This window comes from Marinomonas posidonica (assembly GCF_043643765.1).
Lineage (GTDB): Bacteria > Pseudomonadota > Gammaproteobacteria > Pseudomonadales > Marinomonadaceae > Marinomonas > Marinomonas posidonica_A.
The window spans coordinates 208,959-230,258 of record NZ_JBHZSP010000002.1 but is presented as its reverse complement, the minus strand read 5'-3'; the positions used below and the strand labels follow the sequence as shown (position 1 = coordinate 230,258).

The following is a 21,300-nucleotide window of genomic DNA, read 5'->3' as shown; positions in this document are numbered from 1 at the left end:
ATGTCTATATCACAACAAACTAGCTTGTATCGTGTCGATCAAGATGACAAAACACTGGTGATTGCGTGTCATCAGAAGGCGTCCCCCGAGTTGGTGTATTTTGGTGATGCTTTGCCAAAAGAGACGTCACTAGAGAGTGTGTATTTGTCACAACAAGCAGGTATCCCGCAAGCCATGCTGGATCAGCCTGCAGCGATGAGCCTTATTCCAGAAGCGGGTCGTGGTTGGTTGCAATCGCCAGCAGTGGAAGCGCAAGCCCTTGATCGTCCGGTATGGGCCATGCGCTGGCAACAGGTTCGAGTGGACCAGCAAAGTCAGGACCTATTTATAGCGCTTGAAGACCCGATTGCCCAGTTGGCGCTGACCTTACAAATTGGCTTGTTGTCTTCAGGGGTGTTGCGTCAGCAAGTGACACTGACCAACTTGGGGTCAACGCATGTCCAAGTGCAACGTTTGGCTTGTACCATGCCGGTGAGTGTCGAATTGACAGAACGCATTAGTTTTTATGGTCGTTGGTGTCAAGAATTCCAACAAGCCAGAGAGCCTTGGCAAAGCACGTGGTTACAAGAAAACCGCCATGGTCGCAATGGCCACGCTAATTTCCCAAGTGTGATAGTGGGCGAATCTGGCTTTGGTGAGCAACAAGGTCAAGTAGTAGGCATGCATTTGGCCTGGAGCGGTAATCACAGATTAAAAGCCGACTACAGCATTGAAGGGCATCGCTATTTACAGGCCGAAGCCTTGTATCTACCAGGTGAAATAGTGCTTGAGGCAAATGCCAGTTTAACCACACCGCCAATGTTGGTCAGTCACAGTGCTGGCGGGGCGAATCTGATGAGTCAGGCGTTCCATCGTGAAGCCCGAGCGCGATTGCAATTAGATAAACCTCGACCAGTCCATCTAAATACCTGGGAAGCGTTTTATTTTGATCATGATATAACCAAGTTAAAAGCGTTAGCATCCGCGGCGGCTGAGGTCGGGGTGGAACGCTACATATTGGATGATGGCTGGTTCAAAGGGCGTAATGATGATCATGCCGCCCTAGGTGATTGGTTTGTTGATGAAGCCAAATACCCTGAGGGTCTCATGCCGTTAATTCGCCATGTGAAAGGGCTGGGTATGGAGTTTGGCCTTTGGTTTGAACCAGAAATGGTGAATCCAGATTCCGATTTGTATCGTGCTCATCCTGAATGGGCTTTACAGTTACCGCAATACAGTGCCTGCTTAGGACGCAATCAGTTGGTGTTGAATCTAGCCCTACCAGAGGCTTACGATTATTTACGTGAACGTTTGTTTGCGCTTTTCAATGCCTATCCCATCGATTATGTGAAATGGGATATGAATCGAGATTACTCACAGCCAGGTGGGGCCATTGCGCCACAAGCTCAAGCCCAAGTACTTGCCTTATATCGCTTATTGGCGGAGATCAATCAAGCTTTCCCTGATATGGAAATTGAAAGTTGCTCTTCGGGCGGCGCACGAGTGGATTTTGGGATTTTGAATTTTACCAAACGCTTTTGGGCATCGGATTGTAATGATGCCTTGGAACGTCAGAGTATACAGCGTGGCTTTAGTTACTTTTTCCCACCGGAAGTGATGGGCTCACACATAGGGCCAGACAAGAGTCACACCACCAGTCGTATTCACGATGTGGCGTTTCGTGCAGGCACGGCCATGTTGGGGCATCTTGGTATTGAGTGGAATTTGTTGGAAGCCAATGCTCAACAAAAAGCCACCATTGCCAATTGGATTAAACAATATAAGCGCATTCGTGGTTGTCTACATCAGGGGAATAATTGGCGTTTGCCGAGCGCGGATGGTCGAGCGCAAACGCAGTGGGCGCTTAGTCAAGACGCGCAGCAAGGGGTCGCGGCTTACTGTCAGCTTGCCATGCCAAAGCAAGCGCAACCCCTGCCGATTCGCTTACCAGGCTTAATTCCTGAGCAGAATTACCAAGTCACAGTATTAGAACACAGCCCTTTACCAGGTCATTTAATGAAAGCCAAACCGGCTTGGTGGGACACAGAATTACATTTAAACGGTGCCAGCTTGATGCAGATCGGAGTGCAACTTCCCATCTTGGATCCAGAGTCCATTGTCTTATTGGAAATCAAAGCTGTGCCCAGTTCGGAGAAAAACGCATGAGTGATGATAACAAAAGCAAAAAGCCGTTACGTAGCCAAGAATGGTACGGAAAACTTGATAAGGACGGCTTTATTCATCGCAGTTGGATGAAAAATCAAGGCTTACCTGATCACAGTTTTGATGGTCGGCCTATTATTGGTATTTGTAACTCTTGGAGTGAATTAACGCCTTGTAATGCGCACTTACGCGAATTGGCCGAATACGTGAAACGTGGTGTGTGGGAATCGGGCGGTGTGCCGCTTGAGTTTCCTGTTATGTCCTTGGGTGAAACCCAAATGAAACCTACGGCCATGCTGTTTCGAAATCTGATGAGCATGGACGTTGAAGAATCCATTCGTGCCTATGGTATGGATGGCGTGGTTTTGTTGGGTGGCTGTGATAAAACCACGCCCGCGCAATTAATGGGCGCTTGTTCAGTGGATTTACCCGCTATCGTTGTCAGCTCTGGTCCCATGTTGAACGGCAAATATCGTGGTAAAGACATAGGCTCGGGTACCGATGTATGGAAATTCAGTGAAGCGGTGCGTGGCGGAAAAATGAGCCTAGATGAATTTATGCGCGCTGAATCTGGTATGTCACGCTCTCGTGGTACCTGTATGACCATGGGAACCGCGTCCACCATGTCTTGCCTGACCGAAGCTTTGGGTATGTCTTTGCCAGAAAACGGTACGCTTCCAGCGGTAGATGCTCGCCGTCAGGCGTTGGCTCATTTGACCGGTATGCGCATTGTAGAAATGGTCAAAGAAGACCTAAAACCATCGGACATACTGACCCAATCTGCGTTTGAAAATGCCATTCGAGCCAACGCTGCCATTGGTGGTTCGACCAATGCTGTGGTGCATTTATTGGCGATTGCGGGTCGTGTTGGTGTGGAACTGACGTTAGACGATTGGGATCGCATCGGTGCTGAAATTCCATGTTTGGTGGATCTTATGCCGTCAGGGCGTTTCCTAATGGAAGATTTTCACTATGCCGGCGGTTTTCCTGCCCTGATCCAACGCCTTCAAGATGAATTTGATATGCAGGCGATGACGGTATCGGGTTTCAGTCTTGCCGATTCCACCAAAGAAGCAGAATGCTTTAACGACGAGGTTATTCGACCGCTAGACAAACCACTGCGCGAAAAGGCCGGTATTGCGGTACTGAAAGGCAACCTATGTCCACAAGGTGCCATTATCAAACCCAGTGCCGCCACGCCAGTCTTGTTACAACACACAGGCAAAGCCGTGGTGTTTGAAAACATTGAAGATTACAAGGCGCGTATCGATTCGCCAGAATTGAAGGTGGATAAAGACTCTATTTTAGTGCTGAAAGGTTGTGGTCCTAAAGGTTACCCAGGCATGCCGGAAGTGGGCAACATGGCTCTGCCAAGTAAATTGCTAGAGCAAGGTATTACCGACATGGTTCGCATCAGCGATGCCCGCATGAGTGGTACCGCCTTTGGTACTGTGGTCTTGCATGTGGCGCCCGAAGCCACCATGGGTGGGCCATTAGCCTTAGTGAAAAATGGGGATGAAATTACCTTGGATGTGGCTGGACGTGGTTTGCATTTGCACATTTCGGATGAGGAGATGGCGGAGCGTCAAGCGAGCTGGCAAGCGGAAGAAAGTGAGTATCACCGTGGTTACGCCAAACTTTATATCGATCATGTGATGCAGGCAGATCGCGGCGCTGATCTTGATTTCTTGGTGGGCAAAAGTGGCTCAAAAGTGAGTAGGGAGTCTCATTAATGACGAATAATAACAATAAAACCTCTTACCCAAGCTTAGCAGGGCGACATGCTTTAGTCAGTGGCGGAGCATCTGGCATAGGCGAGGCCTTAGTTCGTGCCTTAGCAGCACAAGGTTGTAAGGTTAGCTTTTTCGATATTGATCAGAGTGCAGGAGATGCCCTAGCAAGTGAATTGCAGCAACAAGGTCATCAGGCGCATTTTGACTTGGTAGATCTGACGCAAATTGATCGGTTAAAAACCACCATCGCGGCGCGAATGGATGCTTGGGGTGCGGTGCGTATTTTGGTCAATAACGCGGCCAATGATCATCGACACAGTTTGCAAGAGCTGACCTCAGAGCAATTTGATCAATGCATGGCGGTGAATCTAAAGCATCATTTCTTTGCCGCTCAGGTGGTTGCTCCGGGCATGGCCGCCGCAGGTGGTGGCAGCATCATTAACATGAGTTCCAATTCGTGGATGTTGGGTTTGTCTGGTTACCCAGGTTATGTCACCGCCAAAGCGGGTATTTCTGGTTTGACCAAAGGTTTGGCTCGTGAGTTAGGTGCGGACAAAATCCGTGTGAATACTGTGTTGCCAGGTTGGGTCATGACAGAGAAACAGAAACGTCTATGGCTGACGCCTGAAGCGGAAGCCGAATTAATGACGCAACAAGCCTTGAAAGAAAAGATTGAGCCTGAAGATGTGGCGGATCTGGTGCTGTTCTTGAGCGCCGATGACAGTCGTATGATTTCAGGTCAGAGCTTAGTTGTTGACGGGGGGCGTTTGTAATGACCTCTGTGAAATCTGTTTCGTCGTTATCAAGATCTTCAGCAAACTTCATTGCAGTGGATTGGGGTACCACTAATCTGCGTGCTTTTATGATGAATCAGCATGGTCAAATCCAAGCTCAGCGAAGCAGTGCTAAGGGGATGTTAACGCTGTCGAGTGATGAGTTTGAAGCCGTTTTAGCCGATCTGCTTGACGATTGGCTGGAATCAGGTCTTCCCATATACATGGCAGGCATGGTTGGCAGTCGTGGTGGTTGGCAAGAAGTGCCTTATCAAAGTTGTCCCATGCGACTAACGGACTTAGCCAATCATCTGCATTGGCTAGAGACTTCTTTACCCAATCAAGTTGCCATCGTGCCTGGTTTACAAAGTCAGGGTATTGCAGGCATGGCGGATGTTATGCGCGGTGAAGAAACTCAGTTGTTAGGGGCATTGGATTGGTTGGAAAGTCACAATCTAAGCAGTGAAGATCGAGTGTTTTGTTTGCCTGGCACCCATTGTAAATGGGTGCAGATGGAAAAAGGAACAGTGACCGGTTTTTCAACGGCCATTACTGGTGAACTGTTTGCTCGCCTGAATGATGAATCCAGCTTAGTAAAAGGTTTGCCACACTCTGACGAATTGCACGTGCAGGCGTTTCAAAAAGGACTTCAAGCTAGTCAACAAGCGGGTGGCATCATGCATCAATTATTCAGTGCGCGTAGCCGTTATGTGTGCGGTGAATTGGCGGCTGAAGAAGTGCGTGACTATTTGTCTGGTATCGTAATAGGTCACGATGTGAATGACATCTTGTCAGACCTAGCTTATGAAGTGAAAAGAGTCTTGATTATTGGCAGTAAAGCGTTAAATGAGCGCTATCAATTAGCTTTAGCTGAACAAGGGATGAATGTGGATTTTATGGAAGCAGGTGAAGCCAGTATTCGTGGTTTAAAGCGTTTGGCGAATTTAATGTCTGATACGCCTAACTTAGCAGAAGGAAAAGAATAATGACGCATTCCTTTGATGCATTAATGCAAGAATTTCCTATGGTTGCCATTTTACGTGGTGTGCAGTTCGATGAAGTGGTTGAGCATACGCAAGTCTTATTAGACGCTGGTTTTAAAATGATTGAGGTCCCTCTAAATTCCCCAGATCCTTTTAACAGTATTCGTCTTTTACAAGACACCTTTGGTGAGCAGGCACTGATTGGTGCGGGCACTGTATTAACCCAGCAAGACTTGGCGAAACTCATTGCCACTGGTGCCGGTCTGATGGTGTGTCCACATACTGATGTGGAGCTAATTAAAACCGCCAAAAAAGCTGGACTGTTTGCCTTACCTGGGTTCTTCACTGCCAGTGAAGCCTTTGCCGCCTTACAGGCTGGGGCTGACGGGTTAAAACTCTTTCCCGCAGAAGCCTTGCCGTCACTCAAAGTGATTAAAGCATTAGGGGCGGTGATTCCGAGTGATACTTGGATTTGCCCGGTCGGCGGCGTTACGCCAGATAATGTGGCTGAGTATTTTACCGCCGGTGCAAAAGGCTTTGGTTTGGGTTCGGCCTTATACAAAAAAGGTCAATCGGTTGCCACAACGAAAGCCAATGCACAGGCCTTTGCTAACGCGTGGCAAGCATGGCAGGGAGCAAACTAAGATGCAACAAATCAGTGTACAGCGTCATCAATTGGCAGAAGGGCCGTTTTGGTGTGCACAGCAGCAAACTTTGTATTGGGTAGACATTCCAGCTTGTCAGGTGTGGTGTTGGCATCAGGTAAGTAACCAAACTCAGCATTGGACCTTGCCGAAAAAAGTCTCGGCCGTATTTACCACGCAAGGTGAACGCTTGTTGGTGACCTTAGCAGACGGCGTTGCTTATTTGGATAAGCAAACAGGTGAGCTGGAATACCTTTGTGAGCTGGATACGGACATTCCTGGCAATCGCAGTAACGATGCTAAGTGTGACCCAGAGGGTATTTTGTGGGTTGGAACCATGGACGATGCGGAACAAAAAGCCAGTGGTCGTTTGTGGAAGGTAACGGCTGAGGGTAAGAAAACGCTGATGTTAGAAGACATTGGTATTTCCAACACCTTGGCGTGGGACTTGTCTCGTGGTCGTTTTTACTTTGGCGATTCCATGACTCGCAAAGTACACGCTTTTCCTTATCCAGAATTCTACGATATTCGTTCTCAGAAAGCTTTTTTCGAAGTGAAAGAAGGCATAGGCGCTGACGGTTCTTGCATTGATCAACAAGCCTGTTTGTGGAATGCCAACTGGGACGGATCTCGTATGGTGCGTTATAGCCCTGAAGGCGAGGTGTTGCAGACCATTGAGTTGCCATTTAAAAAGCCGACCAGTTGCGTCTTTGGTGGTGTCGATGGCAATACTTTGTTTATCACTTCTGCCAGTGTGGCAAGCAGTGAAGAAGAACTGGCGAATCAGCCATTAGCAGGTCATGTGGTGGCAATTGATCTTAAAGCAGAGTACGGCATTGACGTGGCGGGTGAGCCAAGTCAGCCGTTTGCTGGAGCATAAAATGAAATTAGGCGTTTGTTATTACCCAGAGCATTGGCCAAAAAGTCGTTGGCGAGCCGATGCCGAGCATATGAAGAAAATAGGCATAGAATACGTTCGTGTTGGGGAATTCAGTTGGAGCACGATTGAGCCAACATCGGGTGAACTGCATTGGCAATGGCTGGATGAGTCACTGGATATTTTGCACGAATACGGTTTGAAAGTGATCCTTGGTACACCGACTGCGACGCCACCTAAGTGGCTGGTTGATCGTTATCCTGCCATGTTGGCGAAAGATGAACAGGGTCGTGTGCGTGGTTTTGGTTCGCGTCGTCACTACACTTTTGCCAGTTTGGAGTATCGAGAAGAATGCCGCCGTATCACCCGTTTGATGGCGCAGCGTTATGGTCAGCATCCAGCGGTTGCTTCTTGGCAAACCGACAATGAGTTCGGTTGTCACGACACTATTTTGAGTTATGCCGAAGCCGACTTAGCAGCATTTCGTATTTGGTTAAAAGAGAAATACGGCAGTATTGAAGCGTTAAATCAGGCTTGGGGGAATGTGTTTTGGAGTATGGAATACCGAAGCTTTGATGAAATCGAGTTGCCAAATTTGACGGTGACCGAAGCCAATCCTTCTCATCGCTTAGACTTTCAGCGTTGTTGTTCGGATCAAGTGGTGGCCTACAATAAGTTGCAGGTGGACATTTTACGTGAGCATTCTGCTGGTCGTGATTTGGTTCATAACTACATGGGATTTTTCACTGCGTTTGATCATCACAAAGTCGGTCAGGATCTGGATGTCGCCAGCTGGGATACCTATCCACTTGGGTTTCTGGATCAAGAAGCCATTTACAGCGAAGAAGAAAAAAAGACGTATTTGCGTGTTGGCCATCCTGACTTCGGCGCTTTTCATCATGATTTGTATCGTGGTTGTGGCAAAGGTCGCTTGTGGATCATGGAGCAGCAACCCGGCCCAGTAAACTGGGCGCCTCATAATCCGACGCCTGCGGATGGTGCGGTGCGTTTATGGACATGGGAAGCCTTTTCTCATGGTGCTGAGTTGGTGTCGTATTTCCGTTGGCGTCAGGCGCCTTTTGCCCAAGAGCAAATGCATGCCGGTCTATTACGACCCGATGCGGAAGAAGCCGAAGCCGCAAAAGAGGCGGCACAAGTCGCGCAGGAAGTTGCGGAATTATCAGCTTCGTTGGGGATGGATGCTGATGAACTTATGTCTTTACCGAGTGCTGGTAAAGTGGCCTTGATGTTTGACTATGATGCTTGTTGGTCGTTGGATATTCAGCCGCAATCACGTGCTTATCGTTATCTATTCTGGTGTTACCGCATGTATGAAGCACTGCGTGAATTGGGCTTGTCGGTTGATATCATTCCAGCCAATGCGTCGTTAGATACCTATCAAATGCTGGTACTGCCTGCGCAGGCTCATATCAGTGACGATCTACAAAAGCGTTTAGTGTCATTTGATGGTGTGTTACTAGCTGGCCCAAGAACGGGCAGTAAAACGTCAACTTATCAGATTCCAGATAACCTAGCGCCTGGTAAGTTGGCTAAGTTAATGCCGCTGCAAGTTGAGCGTGTTGACGCTTTGCCAAATCATACCCAATTGGCTGTCTCTGGTGTTTGGGGTGAAGGTTTACTTAAGCATTGGCATGAACAAATTACGACAGACTTACCTTGCTTGTTAAAAGACAATGCGGGCAATCCTGTGCTGGTCGGTCAAGGTCAACATTATTACTTAGGATCCTGTCTAGATAACGGTGCGCTAAAAGCCAGTTTGGCTAAATTGGCAGAAAAAGCAGGGCTATTAACCTATTACTTGCCGAAAGGCTTACGAATCCGTGAGAGAGGTGAGCTCATTTTTGTGATGAATTATGCTTCTCAAGCAATCGATTTTGCGCCTGAAGGGGCGGAATTGGTGATCGGTAGTCGCTGTTTGGAAGCGGCAAATATTGCTATTTGGAAAAAGTGCTAATAAAGCAAAAAAATAAAGTGGAACTGAGTTTCTTTTATTGAATATTCTGTAAAATTGTTTAATACTGAAACTTGGTTCCAGTAAATAAAAAGAAAAAGAGGACTTGCTTATCATGAAAAAAATCCAATCCATGTTGGTCGGAGCAATGGCATTAACGGCCGCTTCACTCGCCAGTGCGGGCACCTTGGTCATTAACTCGGATCAGGCTGATCCGGCACCCAAAAAAGCCTTCGCCGAAATCATTCAAAAGTTCGAACAAGAAAACCCAGATATCACGGTGAAATACAATCTTTATGATAAAGAAGCGTATAAAACGGCGATTCGTAACTGGTTATCGACTTCACCACCAGATGTAGTGTTTTGGTATGCGGGTAATCGTATGAAAGCTTTTGTAGACCGAGGGTTGTTTGAAGACGTGAGTGACCTTTGGGATAACAATGGCCTGAAGAAAGATATGGCGTCTGCCGCACCAGCCATGACCATTGATGGTAAACAATGGGGTATGCCTTACACTTACTACCAATGGGGTATTTACTACCGTAAAGACATTTTCGAAAACCTAGGTCTGTCTGAGCCAAAAACTTGGGACGAGTTTCTGGCGGTAAATGCTAAACTGAAAGCAAACGATGTCACGCCGGTCACCATTGGTACCAAATATCTTTGGACGGCAGCGGGTTGGTTTGATTACTTGAACATGCGCACGAACGGTTTGCAATTCCACATTGATTTAATGGACGGCAAGATTCCTTACACTGACCCGCGTGTTCGTAAGACATTTGAAAATTGGAAAGTATTGGTTGATAACGGTTACTTCCTGAAAAATCACGCTTCATACTCTTGGCAAGAAGCACAGCCTTTCCTTTACAATGGTAAGGCGGCAATGTACTTGATTGGTAACTTTATCACACCAAATTTTCCAAAAGAGTTAGACGGTAAAATTGGTTTCTTCCAGTTCCCACAAATTGATCCAAGTGTGGGTATGGCAGAAGACGCGCCAATGGACACCATTCACATTCCAGCCAAAGCGGCGAATAAGGCCGATGCTCGTAAGTTCTTAGAATTTATGTCTCGTGCCGATAATCAAACCTTGGTGAATGCGGCTTTGATCCAGATTCCACCTAATGTTAAAGCTCAAGCACCTGATAATTACTTCTTAAATAAAGGCGTCGATATGCTGAACAATGCCTCTGGTACAGCACAGTTTTACGACCGTGATACTGAACCAAGTATGGCGCAAGAAGGGATGAAAGGTTTCCAAGAATTCATGGTGAAACCTGAGCGTTTGGATGCAATTTTGAAGCGTCTAGAAAGAGCCAGAAAACGCGCGTTCCGTTAATGCTTTAAAGAATCGTTACAGAAAGCCAGTTTCAAATCGTTGAAGCTGGCTTTTTTTGTTCCGATCGAAATCACCAAGTCCTTATTAACCTCTTGTATCCACAAATGTTTTTCAAGCCAAATTAGATTTCTTTCAACTTAAATAAGTGTGATTCTCATAAAATATGTTATATTATAACCTTTCTTTTTAGGTTGGATAGGAAAACATGTCTGTGACAAGGCTATTTATCGTATTAATCAGTGCTCTGAGTGTTGTACTTAGTGGTCAAAGTATGGCCAAGCCCTCGCCAGAGAACACCCTTTCTATTAGTGCGGCTTTCGAGTTCACTAGTTTAGATCCCTCTAAAAATGGCTATATTTTTAGCCGTATGCAAATTCTTGAAACCTTGTTAGACGTTGACGAAAATGGTGTCTTGAAGCCAGCGTTAGCCAGTCATTGGTCTGTGAGTAAAGATGCGAAAACTTGGACCTTTGATATTCGCCAAGGTGTTCATTTTCACGATGGTTCTTTGCTTGATGCCGCTGCGGTTGTAAACAGTCTAAACATTGCTTTGCAAAAACACGGTGCGTTGCGAAAAGCACCAATTGAGCAGATCGAAGTCTTGAGCGATCATAAAGTCGTTATTCGATTATCAAGTCCATATGTCGTTCTGGGAGCGGTGTTAGCCAATTATGCCAATGCCATTTTATCGCCTAGCGCTTATGCGCAAGACGGTGAAGTATTGGCTCTGTCTTCAACTGGGCCGTATCAGTTGTATCAATTTTCGCCACCGCACAAATTAGTGGTTGAGAAGTTTGATGACTACTGGGGCAAAAAAGCGAGCATCCCTTATGCCAGTTATTTGACAGGGCACCGTGCGGAAAGTCGTGTTTTACAAGCTCGCAGTGGGCAAGCAGACATTGTGTTTGGTTTAGACCCAGCTAGTCTGCCAATTTTGAAACGCCTCCCCAATCTGACGTTGCACTCAAATGCAATCCCTCGAACCATTGTGATCAAATTAAACAGTGAATACGCTTTTTTAAAGGATATTCGTGCTCGTCAGGCCTTGAGTAACGCTATTAATCGCGTTGGTATTGCTCGTGGTGTACTGCGTACGCCTGGCGCGGAAACGGAACAAATTATGCCAGCGTCTATGTCGAATTGGCATCTAGATGTTCCGAATAAGGTTTCTGACGGTAAGGCCAAAGCAGAAGCGTTATTGGCAGAACTTGGCTGGCAGAAAAATGCAGATGGCTACTTGGAGAAACAAGGTGAAGTCTTCACCATGCGTTTGATCACATACGCTGATCGTCCAGAGCTCACTACAGTGGCCACAGCGATTCAGGCACAATGGGAAGCCATTGGTGTGAAGACTAAAGTGGACGTGACAAACTCCAGTGCGATTCCAATGGGTCATCAAGATGGTTCTTTGCAAGCGGCTTTGATTGCTCGTAACTATGGCTTCATTGCTGATCCATTAGCGGTTTTATTAGCAGACTATGGCCAAAATGGCGGCGGTGATTGGGGCGCGATGAATTGGTATAATGACGGGGTTAGCTCGTTATTGTCAGAGCTTGAGAAAACAACCGATCCTCAGCTATACCGTCAAAAAGCTCAAAAAGTGGCGCAGTATATTTACAATGAGCGTCCTGTTGTTCCTGTGACGTCTTATGTACAACAAACGTCGGTAAGTAAGCGTGTTAAGGGCTTCCGTTTCGATCCGTTTGAACGCAGCTTTTTATTGAATGACATGGAGTTTATTCGTTAATGAAGGCTTTGCTTTTAAAGCGGCTGTTACAAATGATCACTGTGGTTTGGGGCGTTGGCACATTAACTTTTGTGCTGATGCGCTCTTTACCCGGTGATATGGCGTATCGTATTGCTGCTAGTCGTTATGGACAAGACAATGTCAACTCGGAGGCTGCGGCTTTAGTGCGCAAAGAATTAGGGCTGAATCAACACCCTCTTGAAGCGTATTGGCACTGGTTAACAGACTTGCTGCAGTTTAACTTGGGCAATTCCATGGTGAGTGGTTTACCCGTTATTGAATCAGTGCAGCATATGTTGGGTCATTCTATGTTGTTGGCGTTTGCGGGTTTAATGGTGTCCATTCTCATCGCCATTCCATTAGGCTTATTGTCTGCTTGGCGAGGCAATCCGTTGGATTCTGTTTTGATGGGGTTGTCGAGTGCTATTCGAGCCATGCCAGTGTTCGTGGTTGGGGTGCTGTTTGTGCTCTTATTTGCTTTGCATCTGGGGTGGTTTCCGGTAGCAGGTTACGGCACCTTTGCTCATTTAATTCTGCCTGCGGTGACACTCGCATTAAGTTTGGCAGCCGTGTCAAATCGTGTCGTCCGCGATTCTGCAAAACAGACATTTCGTGCGGCTTTTTATCAATTTTCGAAGGTAAAAGGCCTCTCTGCCTGGCAGACGTTTCATCGTCATGGCGTGCGTAATATCGCTGTGCCGGTTGTGGCGTTCTTCGGTATTCAATTGGTTAGTATGATTGAAGGGATTGTGATGATTGAGTCCTTGTTCTCGTGGCCGGGTATTGGTCATGGCTTGGCTCACGCTATTTTTGCTCGTGATATTCCTGTTATTCAGGGCGCGGCTTTGGCCATGGGTGTGGTGTTTGTCTTATTGAATACGCTTGTTGACTTGTTGTGTTTGTGGATAGATCCACGAGGAGTCGAGCAATGATATTAAGAACATCTCAATGGGCTGGTTTGTCTTTGTTACTCGGCTTACTGCTGTTTTCTTTATTGGGTATTACGCTATCGCCTTACAGTATTTCTGAGCAAGATTTGAATGCGATTTTGGTTCCACCAAATGCCGACCACTGGCTAGGCACAGACCATTTTGGACGCAGTATGTTGTCGCGTATGGCGCATGCAATTGGTTTGTCGTTTGCCCTTGGCATCTTATGCGTTGTGACATCAGCACTGCTGGGGACAGCACTTGGCGTCACGGCGGTGTGGGCCGGTAAGCGCGTGGATCAAGCGTTAGCAATTGTGGTGAATATCTTATTAGCGTTACCTGGTTTGGTGATTGTGTTGTTATTTGCGGCCATCGCACCGGGCTCATTTTGGGTTTTGTATATTGCCATCTCCCTTGTTCAATGGGTGGAATATTTCCGCGTGACCCGTGCTATTACACAAGGAGTCATTCAAAGTCCTGCACGTCAATCCTCTAATATGATGGGCTTTGGCACTTGGTATCAGTTTAAACGTCACATCTGGCCTGCTATTGCGCCTTCGGTGTTTACGTTGGCCGCGTTTGGTGGCGCGAATGCGATTCTTACCATGGCGTCATTAGGTTTTGTTTATGTCGGTATTCAACCACCTCTAGCGGAGCTTGGTTTGATGACAGTGGAATTGTTTCCTTTTTACAGCGAAGCGCCTTGGTTATTGGCTCAACCTTTAGTTGTCATCGCTTTGATGGTGTTTGGTTTTCATCTATTAGCAGGTAAGCGCACATGAGGGATATGTTAAACGTTACGAATCTGGCTGTTTACATTGATGATGTTTGTTTATTAGAGCCGATTTCATTTCGCTTGAGAGAAGGTGAGCCGCTGACTATTCTAGGTCAAACAGGATCAGGGAAGAGTCTCTTGGCGCAAGCGATTATGGGGTTATTGCCGGATGAATTACGCTTGGTAGGACAGGTAGAGGTATTGGGTAATATTTTATCGCTTGCAGAACGTCGCGCTTTATGGGGACGTGAGATGGTGATGCTACCTCAAGAGCCTTGGCATGCACTTGACCCTTTGATGAAAGGGCAAGAGCAAGTAAAAGAAGTTTATCGGTTGGTTCAGGGAGAGAGTAAAACCAGCGCAGAGTACAAAACCCGATTGGATTTAGCTCATGTTGGTTTAACGGAAAATGGCCATAAGCGTCCGGGTCAATTGTCGGGAGGTATGGCGCAGCGTTTGGCCATTGCTGCTGCCACGGCGGCAGGGGCGAATCTGATTTTGGCGGATGAGCCAACTAAGGGACTGGATGTTACTCGCCGTAACGATATTGTGCGTTTATTACAAGCGCGGGCAGAAGGTGGCAGTCTGTTAACCATCACTCATGATGTAGCGATTGCTCGTCAATTGGCTGGGCGTTTGATGGTGATTAAGGGCGGCGCCTTAGTGGAAGAAGGCGATGCCCAGCAAATTTTGAATCAGCCAAAGGATGATTATACCAAAGCCTTGATCGCAGCTGAGCCAAAACAATGGCCTGAGCCTAGACTTGCAGAAGTTGGCAATACTTTGGTGTTACAGGCTGACAAGCTGTCCATAGAGCGAGGTGGCCGCATTTTGTTTAAAGATATTTCGTTTTCTGTTCATCAAGGAGAAGTTGTCGGGGTTGTGGGTGACAGTGGTTGTGGTAAATCATCATTAGGCGATGCTTTGCTAGGCTTGTTGCCATTGCAGCAAGGCCAATTAAAGCGATTGTCGAGCGCATCAAAGCCTCACCAATGGTTAAAACTGTATCAGGATCCACCTTCGGCATTCACGTCTAGTGTTAGTTTACAGCAGTTACTTGATGATCTGGTACGGCTTCATGAACTTGATCGATCCCGCATTGCGCCGCTGATGGCAAGGTTAAGTTTGCCTGAAGGGATACTTGAACGTAATTGTTTATCCGTGTCGGGCGGTGAACTGCAGCGTTTTGCCATTTTGAGAGCCCTATTATTAGATCCGGTGTTTTTGTTTGCAGATGAGCCAACCTCTCGACTGGATCCTATTACGGCTCAAGAAGTGACTGAATTGTTGGTTGAGTTGGCAAGGGAAACAGGTTGCGCTGTCTTATTGGTCAGTCATGACCCTGATTTAGTCAGCAAGACGTGTGATCAAGTGATTAGATTAAGCTAAGGGTCTGTGATCGTTATTATGAGTATTATAAACACCCGAATAAGTATTTGGGTGTTTTTTTTGTATCTTAGAACATACCTTGCTGGCTTTATATTTATGCCTGCCTGTGGTCTAATTTTTTGCTGAAAAATTGATTCTTTAGGACGCAAGCATGTCATTTAAAAAAGTTATTCTTTTCCCCGTTTTTACTGCCCTTCTAGGGCTGTCTTCAACAAGCCTGTTCGCTTTTGATGACTATTGCACACCAAAGTTGAATAAGTACCTTGATAATGTACAAAAAACAGTAGATTCAAAGTACATCTCCAGCCGACAAAAAGACGTCGCACAAAAGATTTTAGACAAAGTGAAAAACAGTCGTAATGACACTGAAGACTGTGTGTTGATTGATAAGTTGCTTCCTTAATATTTTGTCTTTTTGCATCGTGATGATAGGGCCATTGAAATGAGCAGACAATGGCTTGATTATCAGATACGGCATTGTCTTTTAAACTAAAATTTTCTCTCAGTCATAACAGACTTATAAATTTCTGTTATGTTTATGGGTGATTGTGTCAGCTAGTATTTTGTTTAGACTCGTTGTAATGGAGAAGGTAAATGTCAAAAATAGAGGCGACATTAAAAGTAGTCCAGGGGTTAATGGGGGCTTCTTATGTGGCGTTGGTGTATCGACAGAGTAAGACAGTTTCAGTCGGCACCTTAGACAAGGTTACTTATCCTGAAGCATTAGCTATTAATATGGCGATGCAAGGCGCGTGTCGCTATAGCGATGTCAGTGTTGTTGATGATCTGACACCTATCTTAAAAGATGTGCCCAATCTGAGTTTCTGCTTTGTTGAGCCGATTAGATCAATCCAGGCGAGCTTGGTTTGTATCGGTCACCTTACATCCTCTAAAACAATGGAGCAAACAGAAGCCGATATTGCGTCTGTAGCGGCCTTGCTTTCTGCCATTGGACAAGAGGATGAGGTGCGAGTAAGTCAGCAAGACTTGCTTAATTTACACGACAATATTCCAGCGTATGTTGCCTTAGTGGATCGAGATCTTAGGTACGAATTTGTAAATGATACTTATGAACGACGTTTTTCTCTTTCGCGTCACGAGATTGTCGGGACATGTATTCATGAGCTTATTCCTGCTGAGTTTTATGTCCAAATTGAGGGCAAACTAAAAGAGGCTTTGCTTGGAAGATCAGTACAGTATGACTATCAGGTGAGGGTTGGTGAAGAGCAAGAAACACGTTATATAAAGTCGTCTTATGTGCCGAGATTTGAAGCTGGTGAAGTCACTGGATTGTACTTATGCATGCAAGATATTACGTCACAACGGCGTATGATTAATACCTTAAAATCTCTTCATGCGGTGACGGCAGATAATGCTTTGCCTTTAGAAGATAAGTTGGAGCGCATTTTAAACGTTGGTTGCCAGCAGTTTGCCTTACCCTTTGGGATTATAAGCCATATCGAAGGGTCAAACTATGAAATAAAGTATGCCGTGACGCCGAATGGTGAAGTGGAAGTCGGTGCTCAGTTTCAAGTTGACAATACATATTGTGTTCACACTCTACAAAATGATTTACCAACCTCCTATCACCATACTGCAATCAGTGATATTCAAAATCACCCTTGTTACCAAACGTTTGGCCTTGAAGCCTACATAGGCGTCGTGATTTATATTGGTGATCAGCGTTATGGTACTTTGAATTTCTCCAGCCCTCATCCTAAAAATGAAGCCTTTGGTGAAGACGATTATGAACTCATTAAGCTCTTTGCTCAGTGGGTAGGAAATGCTATCAGTCGTCATCAAGATGAATTAAATTTGCAACTGGCAGAGCATCAAAAGCACCTCATTTTAGAGGCCATTCACGAAGGCATTTTTGGCATTAGTCGCAGCGGTGAGATCACGTTTGCCAATACAGCCTCTTGTCAGATTTTGGGTTATCAACTAAGCGATGTATTAGGTAAGAATGTGTTAGGCCTATTGGGCAGCGCAGAGAAAAAGTATCAGTCTTGTCAGCCTGTGATTGAGTCGATAAGAACCACTTTAGACACGGGCAAACAAACTTATGCTAGGGCAGAGCTTTTGTCCTCGAATGGTCATGCTTTTGTGTGCGAATATTCTTGTATGGCCGTGCGTGACGAGCAGAATGTGGTCACTGGCGCTGTGCTTTCCTTCCAAGATAGAACGGAACAGATTCGTGCAGAACAGGACTTACGCGAACAGAAAAAAATGTTTGAATCACTCTTTGTGAATGCGCCTGAAGCCATTGTATTTGTTAATAAAGAGCGACAAATTAAAATGGCAAATTCAGCGTTTTGCGAACTGTTTGGTTATCAAGAAGTCGAATTGTTAGGGAAAACGACTGAGCAACTTTATGCTGATGAGACCGATTTCATCAAAAAAGGGCAGGAGTATTACGGTGAAGAGCAAAAAGTACTAAACCGTTTTCATGTGTCGTATCGCAATAAGCAAGGTAATGTTTTTCATTCGGAAACGATTGGCAGTCGCATTGATGCTGAGGACGGTTCGCTGGTTGGGTACATTGCACATGTTCGCGATGTCAGTGAACGAATGGCTGTCGAACAAAAGATGATCAATACCAATTTGCGGCTTTCTATTGCTGCGGATGCCGCTGGTATTGGGGTATGGGAGCTTGACTTAAAGGACCGGAGTTTACACTGGGACGATTGGATGTATCGTCTTTACGGTATGCCGAGTGACCATGAAAAAGCCCCTTTAAAGGTCTGGGAGGACTGTGTTCATCTGGAAGACAAGTTGAGACTAAAAGACACATTTGAACGGATTGAAAGTTTTGGCTTCACTGTACAGCCAGAAGAAGATGCGACAGCCATTTCAGAAGACTTGGATTTTGATTTTCGCATTACTCGCTACGATGGACAAACTCGCTTTCTTAAATCAAATGCTGCGGTGTTGTTTGATGACGATGGTGTGGCAACAAGATTGGTTGGCGTTAATATGGACATCACATCCCGTAAAGAAACCGAAGAATTGTTACGTTCAGCCAGTGAGCAAGCCGTTGCCGCGAGCAAAGCGAAAAGTGACTTTCTAGCGACCATGAGTCATGAAATTAGAACACCATTAAATGGTGTGCTTGGTATGGCTGAGTTGCTGTCTGGTACTAAACTAGACAGAGAGCAAGGAGAGCAGTTAAGAGTATTACGAGATTCTGGTGAAAGCTTGCTTGAATTAATCGATGGCATTCTTGATTTTTCTAAAATTGAAGCGGGCCATTTATCCATTGAAAGGGTCGATTTCGATTTAGAAAAAGCCATTTTCGATGTTGTACGATTGTTGATGATTAAGGCCGAAGAAAAAGGCATTGATCTCTTAGTTGAATATGAGGATTCGTGCCCTCGATATTTGGTTGGGGATGTTTTTAGAATCAAACAAGTCATTACGAATCTAGTGAGTAATGCGATTAAATTTACGTCAGTCGGCCATGTTTTGGTTTCTGTCAAAGGGCTGGTTGATCATCAGGGACAAGTCGCACTGACAATGAATGTGCAAGATACAGGTGTGGGCATTGCTAGTGATGTGCAACCTCATTTGTTTAGTGCTTTTGTTCAAGCTGATAGTTCAACTACGAGGAAGTTTGGCGGTACGGGCTTAGGTTTGGCTATTACCAAACAATTAGTCAGCTTGATGAATGGTCAAGTCACCTTAGAAAGTAAACTAAATGAAGGGTCCTGCTTTAGTGTGTCTTTAACCCTAGCTGAAAGCCATGCCAAGCCAAGAATTGAAACTGTTGCCGATGAAGCCTTACTGATCGGTAAAAAAACCATTGTCATTGATGATAATGAAACCAACCTGACTATTTTGAAGAATCAGTTGGCCTCTTTTAGAGTTAATGCCGATACAGAATCTCAACCCCGCAAAGGTTTGTCTCGCATTCACTGGGCTTATGAAAATCAACAGCCATACGAAATTATTGTGTTGGATTACATGATGCCAGAATTGGATGGCTTGATGTTATCTAAGAAAATTCGAGAGTTTTGTGGCTCGTTATATCAACCAACCATCTTGATTACTTCCTCAGCGGGCTTGTTATCCCATCAAGAATTAACGGATGCTGGGATCAATTTGTGTATTGCAAAACCCATGGGGGCGTTGAGTTTGAAGAAAGGCCTAGCCTATTGCATATCAAAAGATGTCTTAGCGTATCAGGTATCAACTGATGACACGGATAATTTAGATCAAAATAGTATCGATCAAACCCATGCTGAAGAGAATGGAAAACGCGGTCGCATTTTGGTAGTAGAAGACATGAAAGCAAACATGGCGGTTGCTAATGGTGTTTTGTCTCGAATGGGCTTTGATGTTATAGAGGCAACAAATGGCGAACAGGGGGTGGAAAGCTGGCAACAGCACCAACCTGATTTAATATTAATGGATCTGCATATGCCAGTTATGGATGGTTTGACAGCAATGAGACACATACGCCAAGCAGAAAAAATAGAACAATTAAAGCGAGTACCAATCTTTGCTTTAACCGCAGACATTATGCCGGAAACCTCTGCTGAAGTCTTTCGAGCAGGGGGGGATGGTGTTGTACCAAAGCCATTTAAACAAATTCATCTAACACAAGTATTTGAAGAATGGTTACCAAATAAAAACAATTCTTCTTTTATAACTGAAGAGATCATTGAACCTGCCGAAACCGAAGTGAGATCTGATCATTCTGGTTTTATTGATGTTTCTGTCCTTAAGGAATTAAAACAGGCATTAGGGGATGACGTGCATTTACTGGTGAATGCTTTTTACGCTGATGTGGATCAGATCATGGAGGAGTTCGGTAAAATCCTTTATCCTGAGAATGAGTTTGAAAATATTACTCATTTGTCTCATAGTCTTAAGTCTGTCAGTCAAAATGTTGGTGCTATGTCTTTGTCTGAAATGGCGGCTAAGCTAGAGGTTGAAAGCCGATTAGGGCAGCTCGTTAATTTTGATAAAGACGTCAAAAATATGACAATCACTTATCAAAAAGTGAAAAATGAATTACAACGAGTCATGGCGAACTTATGAAAGTATTAATTGCGGATGATACAAATACTGACCGTTTATTATTGAAATTACATCTTGCAAAACTTGGCTGCCAGGTCATTGAAGCTAAAAATGGACAAGAGGCAGTGTCTCAGTATTTAGCCCATTTAGATGAGATTGATCTCATTTTAATTGATGTGCAAATGCCTACCCTAAATGGTTTTGAAGCCGTAAAAGCGATTCGGGAGTTGCAACAACAAAATAAACAGGAGTGGTTTCCAGTCATTTTCTTAAGTGCCAGTGGTAATGAAATGGATGTTGAAAATGGCATTATGGCAGGGGGCGATGATTATTTGATTAAGCCTATTAGTCAAAAAATATTGGCGGCAAAGATGCATGCGATGAAACGCATTTCAGATATGCGAAGTCGTTTAGTCGAGTCAAACAAGATGTTGGAAAGTTTGGCGTCTACAGATTATCTCACTGGCATCGCCAATCGCCGCTTTTTTGAAGTGAGTTTGGGAAATAAACTGGGTACTCATACTGCTGAAAGCTCTAGTTGTATGGCTTGCGGTATTTTGGATCTGGACAAGTTCAAAAATATTAATGACAGCTTTGGGCATGATATAGGTGATAAAGTATTAATTGATGTATCAAATTTGATTCAACAGCATATGACAGAACATGACTTGTTTGGCCGCTTAGGTGGGGAAGAGTTTGGTTTGTTACTGATGTCAGATAGCCGAGAGGGGTTAATGCAAAGGTTCGAAGAGATTCGTCAATTGATCGAAAATTATCAATTTAGGATCAAAGAGCAGCTAATTGACATTACTACCAGCATTGGTGTTGTCGCGGTTTCAGATGGCTGTAAGACTCGAAACCAGCTTTTAAAGCGGGCAGATGAATTGTTGTACGAAGCCAAAACCTCGGGTCGGAATCGAGTCTGTTTTGATGTATAGACCCTGTCTCGTATTTTGATTAAAATGCGGGCGATTTTTA

The 21,300-nt window shown here is 45.2% G+C and carries 15 protein-coding genes; all 15 read left to right on the top strand.

The genetic code is table 11. The annotated features are described in order from the left end of the window. Nucleotides 1-2,145: an alpha-galactosidase gene (locus tag ACHUFM_RS03140; RefSeq protein ID WP_394179480.1), complete on the top strand. Its 2,145-nt coding sequence runs from the start codon at nt 1-3 to the stop codon at nt 2,143-2,145. Continuing rightward, on the top strand, nt 2,142-3,875 hold the full coding sequence (locus ACHUFM_RS03135; protein ID WP_394179478.1) for an IlvD/Edd family dehydratase: 1,734 nt from the start codon (nt 2,142-2,144) through the stop codon (nt 3,873-3,875). Before ACHUFM_RS03140 ends, ACHUFM_RS03135 begins: the two co-directional genes overlap by 4 nt. After that, nucleotides 3,875-4,648, top strand: coding sequence for an SDR family NAD(P)-dependent oxidoreductase (locus ACHUFM_RS03130; protein WP_394179476.1), 774 nt, complete (start codon nt 3,875-3,877; stop codon nt 4,646-4,648). The genes ACHUFM_RS03135 and ACHUFM_RS03130 overlap by 1 nt, the downstream gene beginning before the upstream one ends. Then, entirely contained in the window at nt 4,648-5,634 is a 987-nt protein-coding gene (locus ACHUFM_RS03125; RefSeq protein WP_394179474.1) for a 2-dehydro-3-deoxygalactonokinase, read from the top strand. Before ACHUFM_RS03130 ends, ACHUFM_RS03125 begins: the two co-directional genes overlap by 1 nt. Beyond that, nucleotides 5,634-6,275, top strand: coding sequence for a 2-dehydro-3-deoxy-6-phosphogalactonate aldolase (locus ACHUFM_RS03120; RefSeq protein ID WP_394179472.1), 642 nt, complete (start codon nt 5,634-5,636; stop codon nt 6,273-6,275). The genes ACHUFM_RS03125 and ACHUFM_RS03120 overlap by 1 nt, the downstream gene beginning before the upstream one ends. 1 nt (nt 6,276) lies before the next feature. Beyond that, entirely contained in the window at nt 6,277-7,155 is an 879-nt protein-coding gene (locus tag ACHUFM_RS03115; protein ID WP_394179470.1) for an SMP-30/gluconolactonase/LRE family protein, read from the top strand. A 1-nt stretch (nt 7,156) separates the two neighbouring features. Next, nucleotides 7,157-9,127 carry a beta-galactosidase gene (locus tag ACHUFM_RS03110; RefSeq protein WP_394179469.1) on the top strand — a complete coding sequence of 657 codons (1,971 nt, stop codon included), beginning with the start codon at nt 7,157-7,159 and terminating at the stop codon, nt 9,125-9,127. A 112-nt stretch (nt 9,128-9,239) separates the two neighbouring features. Continuing rightward, nucleotides 9,240-10,463, top strand: a complete 1,224-nt coding sequence (locus ACHUFM_RS03105) for an ABC transporter substrate-binding protein (protein ID WP_394179467.1) — start codon at nt 9,240-9,242, stop codon at nt 10,461-10,463. A gap of 205 nt (nt 10,464-10,668) precedes the next feature. Further along, nucleotides 10,669-12,210, top strand: a complete 1,542-nt coding sequence (locus ACHUFM_RS03100) for an ABC transporter substrate-binding protein (RefSeq protein WP_394179465.1) — start codon at nt 10,669-10,671, stop codon at nt 12,208-12,210. Further along, nucleotides 12,210-13,142 (top strand): ABC transporter permease, encoded by a 933-nt coding sequence (locus ACHUFM_RS03095; protein ID WP_394179463.1) that lies wholly within the window; start codon nt 12,210-12,212, stop codon nt 13,140-13,142. Before ACHUFM_RS03100 ends, ACHUFM_RS03095 begins: the two co-directional genes overlap by 1 nt. After that, nucleotides 13,139-13,921: an ABC transporter permease gene (locus tag ACHUFM_RS03090; protein ID WP_394179461.1), complete on the top strand. Its 783-nt coding sequence runs from the start codon at nt 13,139-13,141 to the stop codon at nt 13,919-13,921. The genes ACHUFM_RS03095 and ACHUFM_RS03090 overlap by 4 nt, the downstream gene beginning before the upstream one ends. A gap of 5 nt (nt 13,922-13,926) precedes the next feature. Beyond that, complete coding sequence (locus ACHUFM_RS03085) at nt 13,927-15,303, top strand: ABC transporter ATP-binding protein (protein WP_394179459.1); 1,377 nt, start codon at nt 13,927-13,929, stop codon at nt 15,301-15,303. Nucleotides 15,304-15,454: 151 nt separating this feature from the next. Then, nucleotides 15,455-15,706: a hypothetical protein gene (locus tag ACHUFM_RS03080; protein ID WP_394179457.1), complete on the top strand. Its 252-nt coding sequence runs from the start codon at nt 15,455-15,457 to the stop codon at nt 15,704-15,706. Nucleotides 15,707-15,897: 191 nt separating this feature from the next. Beyond that, nucleotides 15,898-20,343 carry a PAS domain S-box protein gene (locus ACHUFM_RS03075; RefSeq protein WP_394179455.1) on the top strand — a complete coding sequence of 1,482 codons (4,446 nt, stop codon included), beginning with the start codon at nt 15,898-15,900 and terminating at the stop codon, nt 20,341-20,343. Next, the gene (locus ACHUFM_RS03070) at nt 20,340-21,260 is read left to right on the top strand and encodes a GGDEF domain-containing response regulator (RefSeq protein ID WP_394179453.1); all 921 of its coding nucleotides are present in this window, start codon (nt 20,340-20,342) and stop codon (nt 21,258-21,260) included. The genes ACHUFM_RS03075 and ACHUFM_RS03070 overlap by 4 nt, the downstream gene beginning before the upstream one ends. Nucleotides 21,261-21,300 lie beyond the last annotated feature (40 nt).

What these genes read in the sequence shown, in the direction of transcription:
- ACHUFM_RS03120 (WP_394179472.1), top strand. Translation starts at nt 5,634, where the DNA reads ATGACGCATTCCTTTGATGCATTAATGCAAGAATTTCCTATGGTTGCC.
- ACHUFM_RS03085 (WP_394179459.1), top strand. Translation starts at nt 13,927, where the DNA reads ATGTTAAACGTTACGAATCTGGCTGTTTACATTGATGATGTTTGTTTA.
- ACHUFM_RS03115 (WP_394179470.1), top strand. Translation starts at nt 6,277, where the DNA reads ATGCAACAAATCAGTGTACAGCGTCATCAATTGGCAGAAGGGCCGTTT.
- ACHUFM_RS03130 (WP_394179476.1), top strand. Translation starts at nt 3,875, where the DNA reads ATGACGAATAATAACAATAAAACCTCTTACCCAAGCTTAGCAGGGCGA.
- ACHUFM_RS03095 (WP_394179463.1), top strand. Translation starts at nt 12,210, where the DNA reads ATGAAGGCTTTGCTTTTAAAGCGGCTGTTACAAATGATCACTGTGGTT.
- ACHUFM_RS03100 (WP_394179465.1), top strand. Translation starts at nt 10,669, where the DNA reads ATGTCTGTGACAAGGCTATTTATCGTATTAATCAGTGCTCTGAGTGTT.
- ACHUFM_RS03075 (WP_394179455.1), top strand. Translation starts at nt 15,898, where the DNA reads ATGTCAAAAATAGAGGCGACATTAAAAGTAGTCCAGGGGTTAATGGGG.
- ACHUFM_RS03125 (WP_394179474.1), top strand. Translation starts at nt 4,648, where the DNA reads ATGACCTCTGTGAAATCTGTTTCGTCGTTATCAAGATCTTCAGCAAAC.
- ACHUFM_RS03140 (WP_394179480.1), top strand. Translation starts at nt 1, where the DNA reads ATGTCTATATCACAACAAACTAGCTTGTATCGTGTCGATCAAGATGAC.
- ACHUFM_RS03080 (WP_394179457.1), top strand. Translation starts at nt 15,455, where the DNA reads ATGTCATTTAAAAAAGTTATTCTTTTCCCCGTTTTTACTGCCCTTCTA.
- ACHUFM_RS03090 (WP_394179461.1), top strand. Translation starts at nt 13,139, where the DNA reads ATGATATTAAGAACATCTCAATGGGCTGGTTTGTCTTTGTTACTCGGC.
- ACHUFM_RS03105 (WP_394179467.1), top strand. Translation starts at nt 9,240, where the DNA reads ATGAAAAAAATCCAATCCATGTTGGTCGGAGCAATGGCATTAACGGCC.
- ACHUFM_RS03110 (WP_394179469.1), top strand. Translation starts at nt 7,157, where the DNA reads ATGAAATTAGGCGTTTGTTATTACCCAGAGCATTGGCCAAAAAGTCGT.
- ACHUFM_RS03135 (WP_394179478.1), top strand. Translation starts at nt 2,142, where the DNA reads ATGAGTGATGATAACAAAAGCAAAAAGCCGTTACGTAGCCAAGAATGG.
- ACHUFM_RS03070 (WP_394179453.1), top strand. Translation starts at nt 20,340, where the DNA reads ATGAAAGTATTAATTGCGGATGATACAAATACTGACCGTTTATTATTG.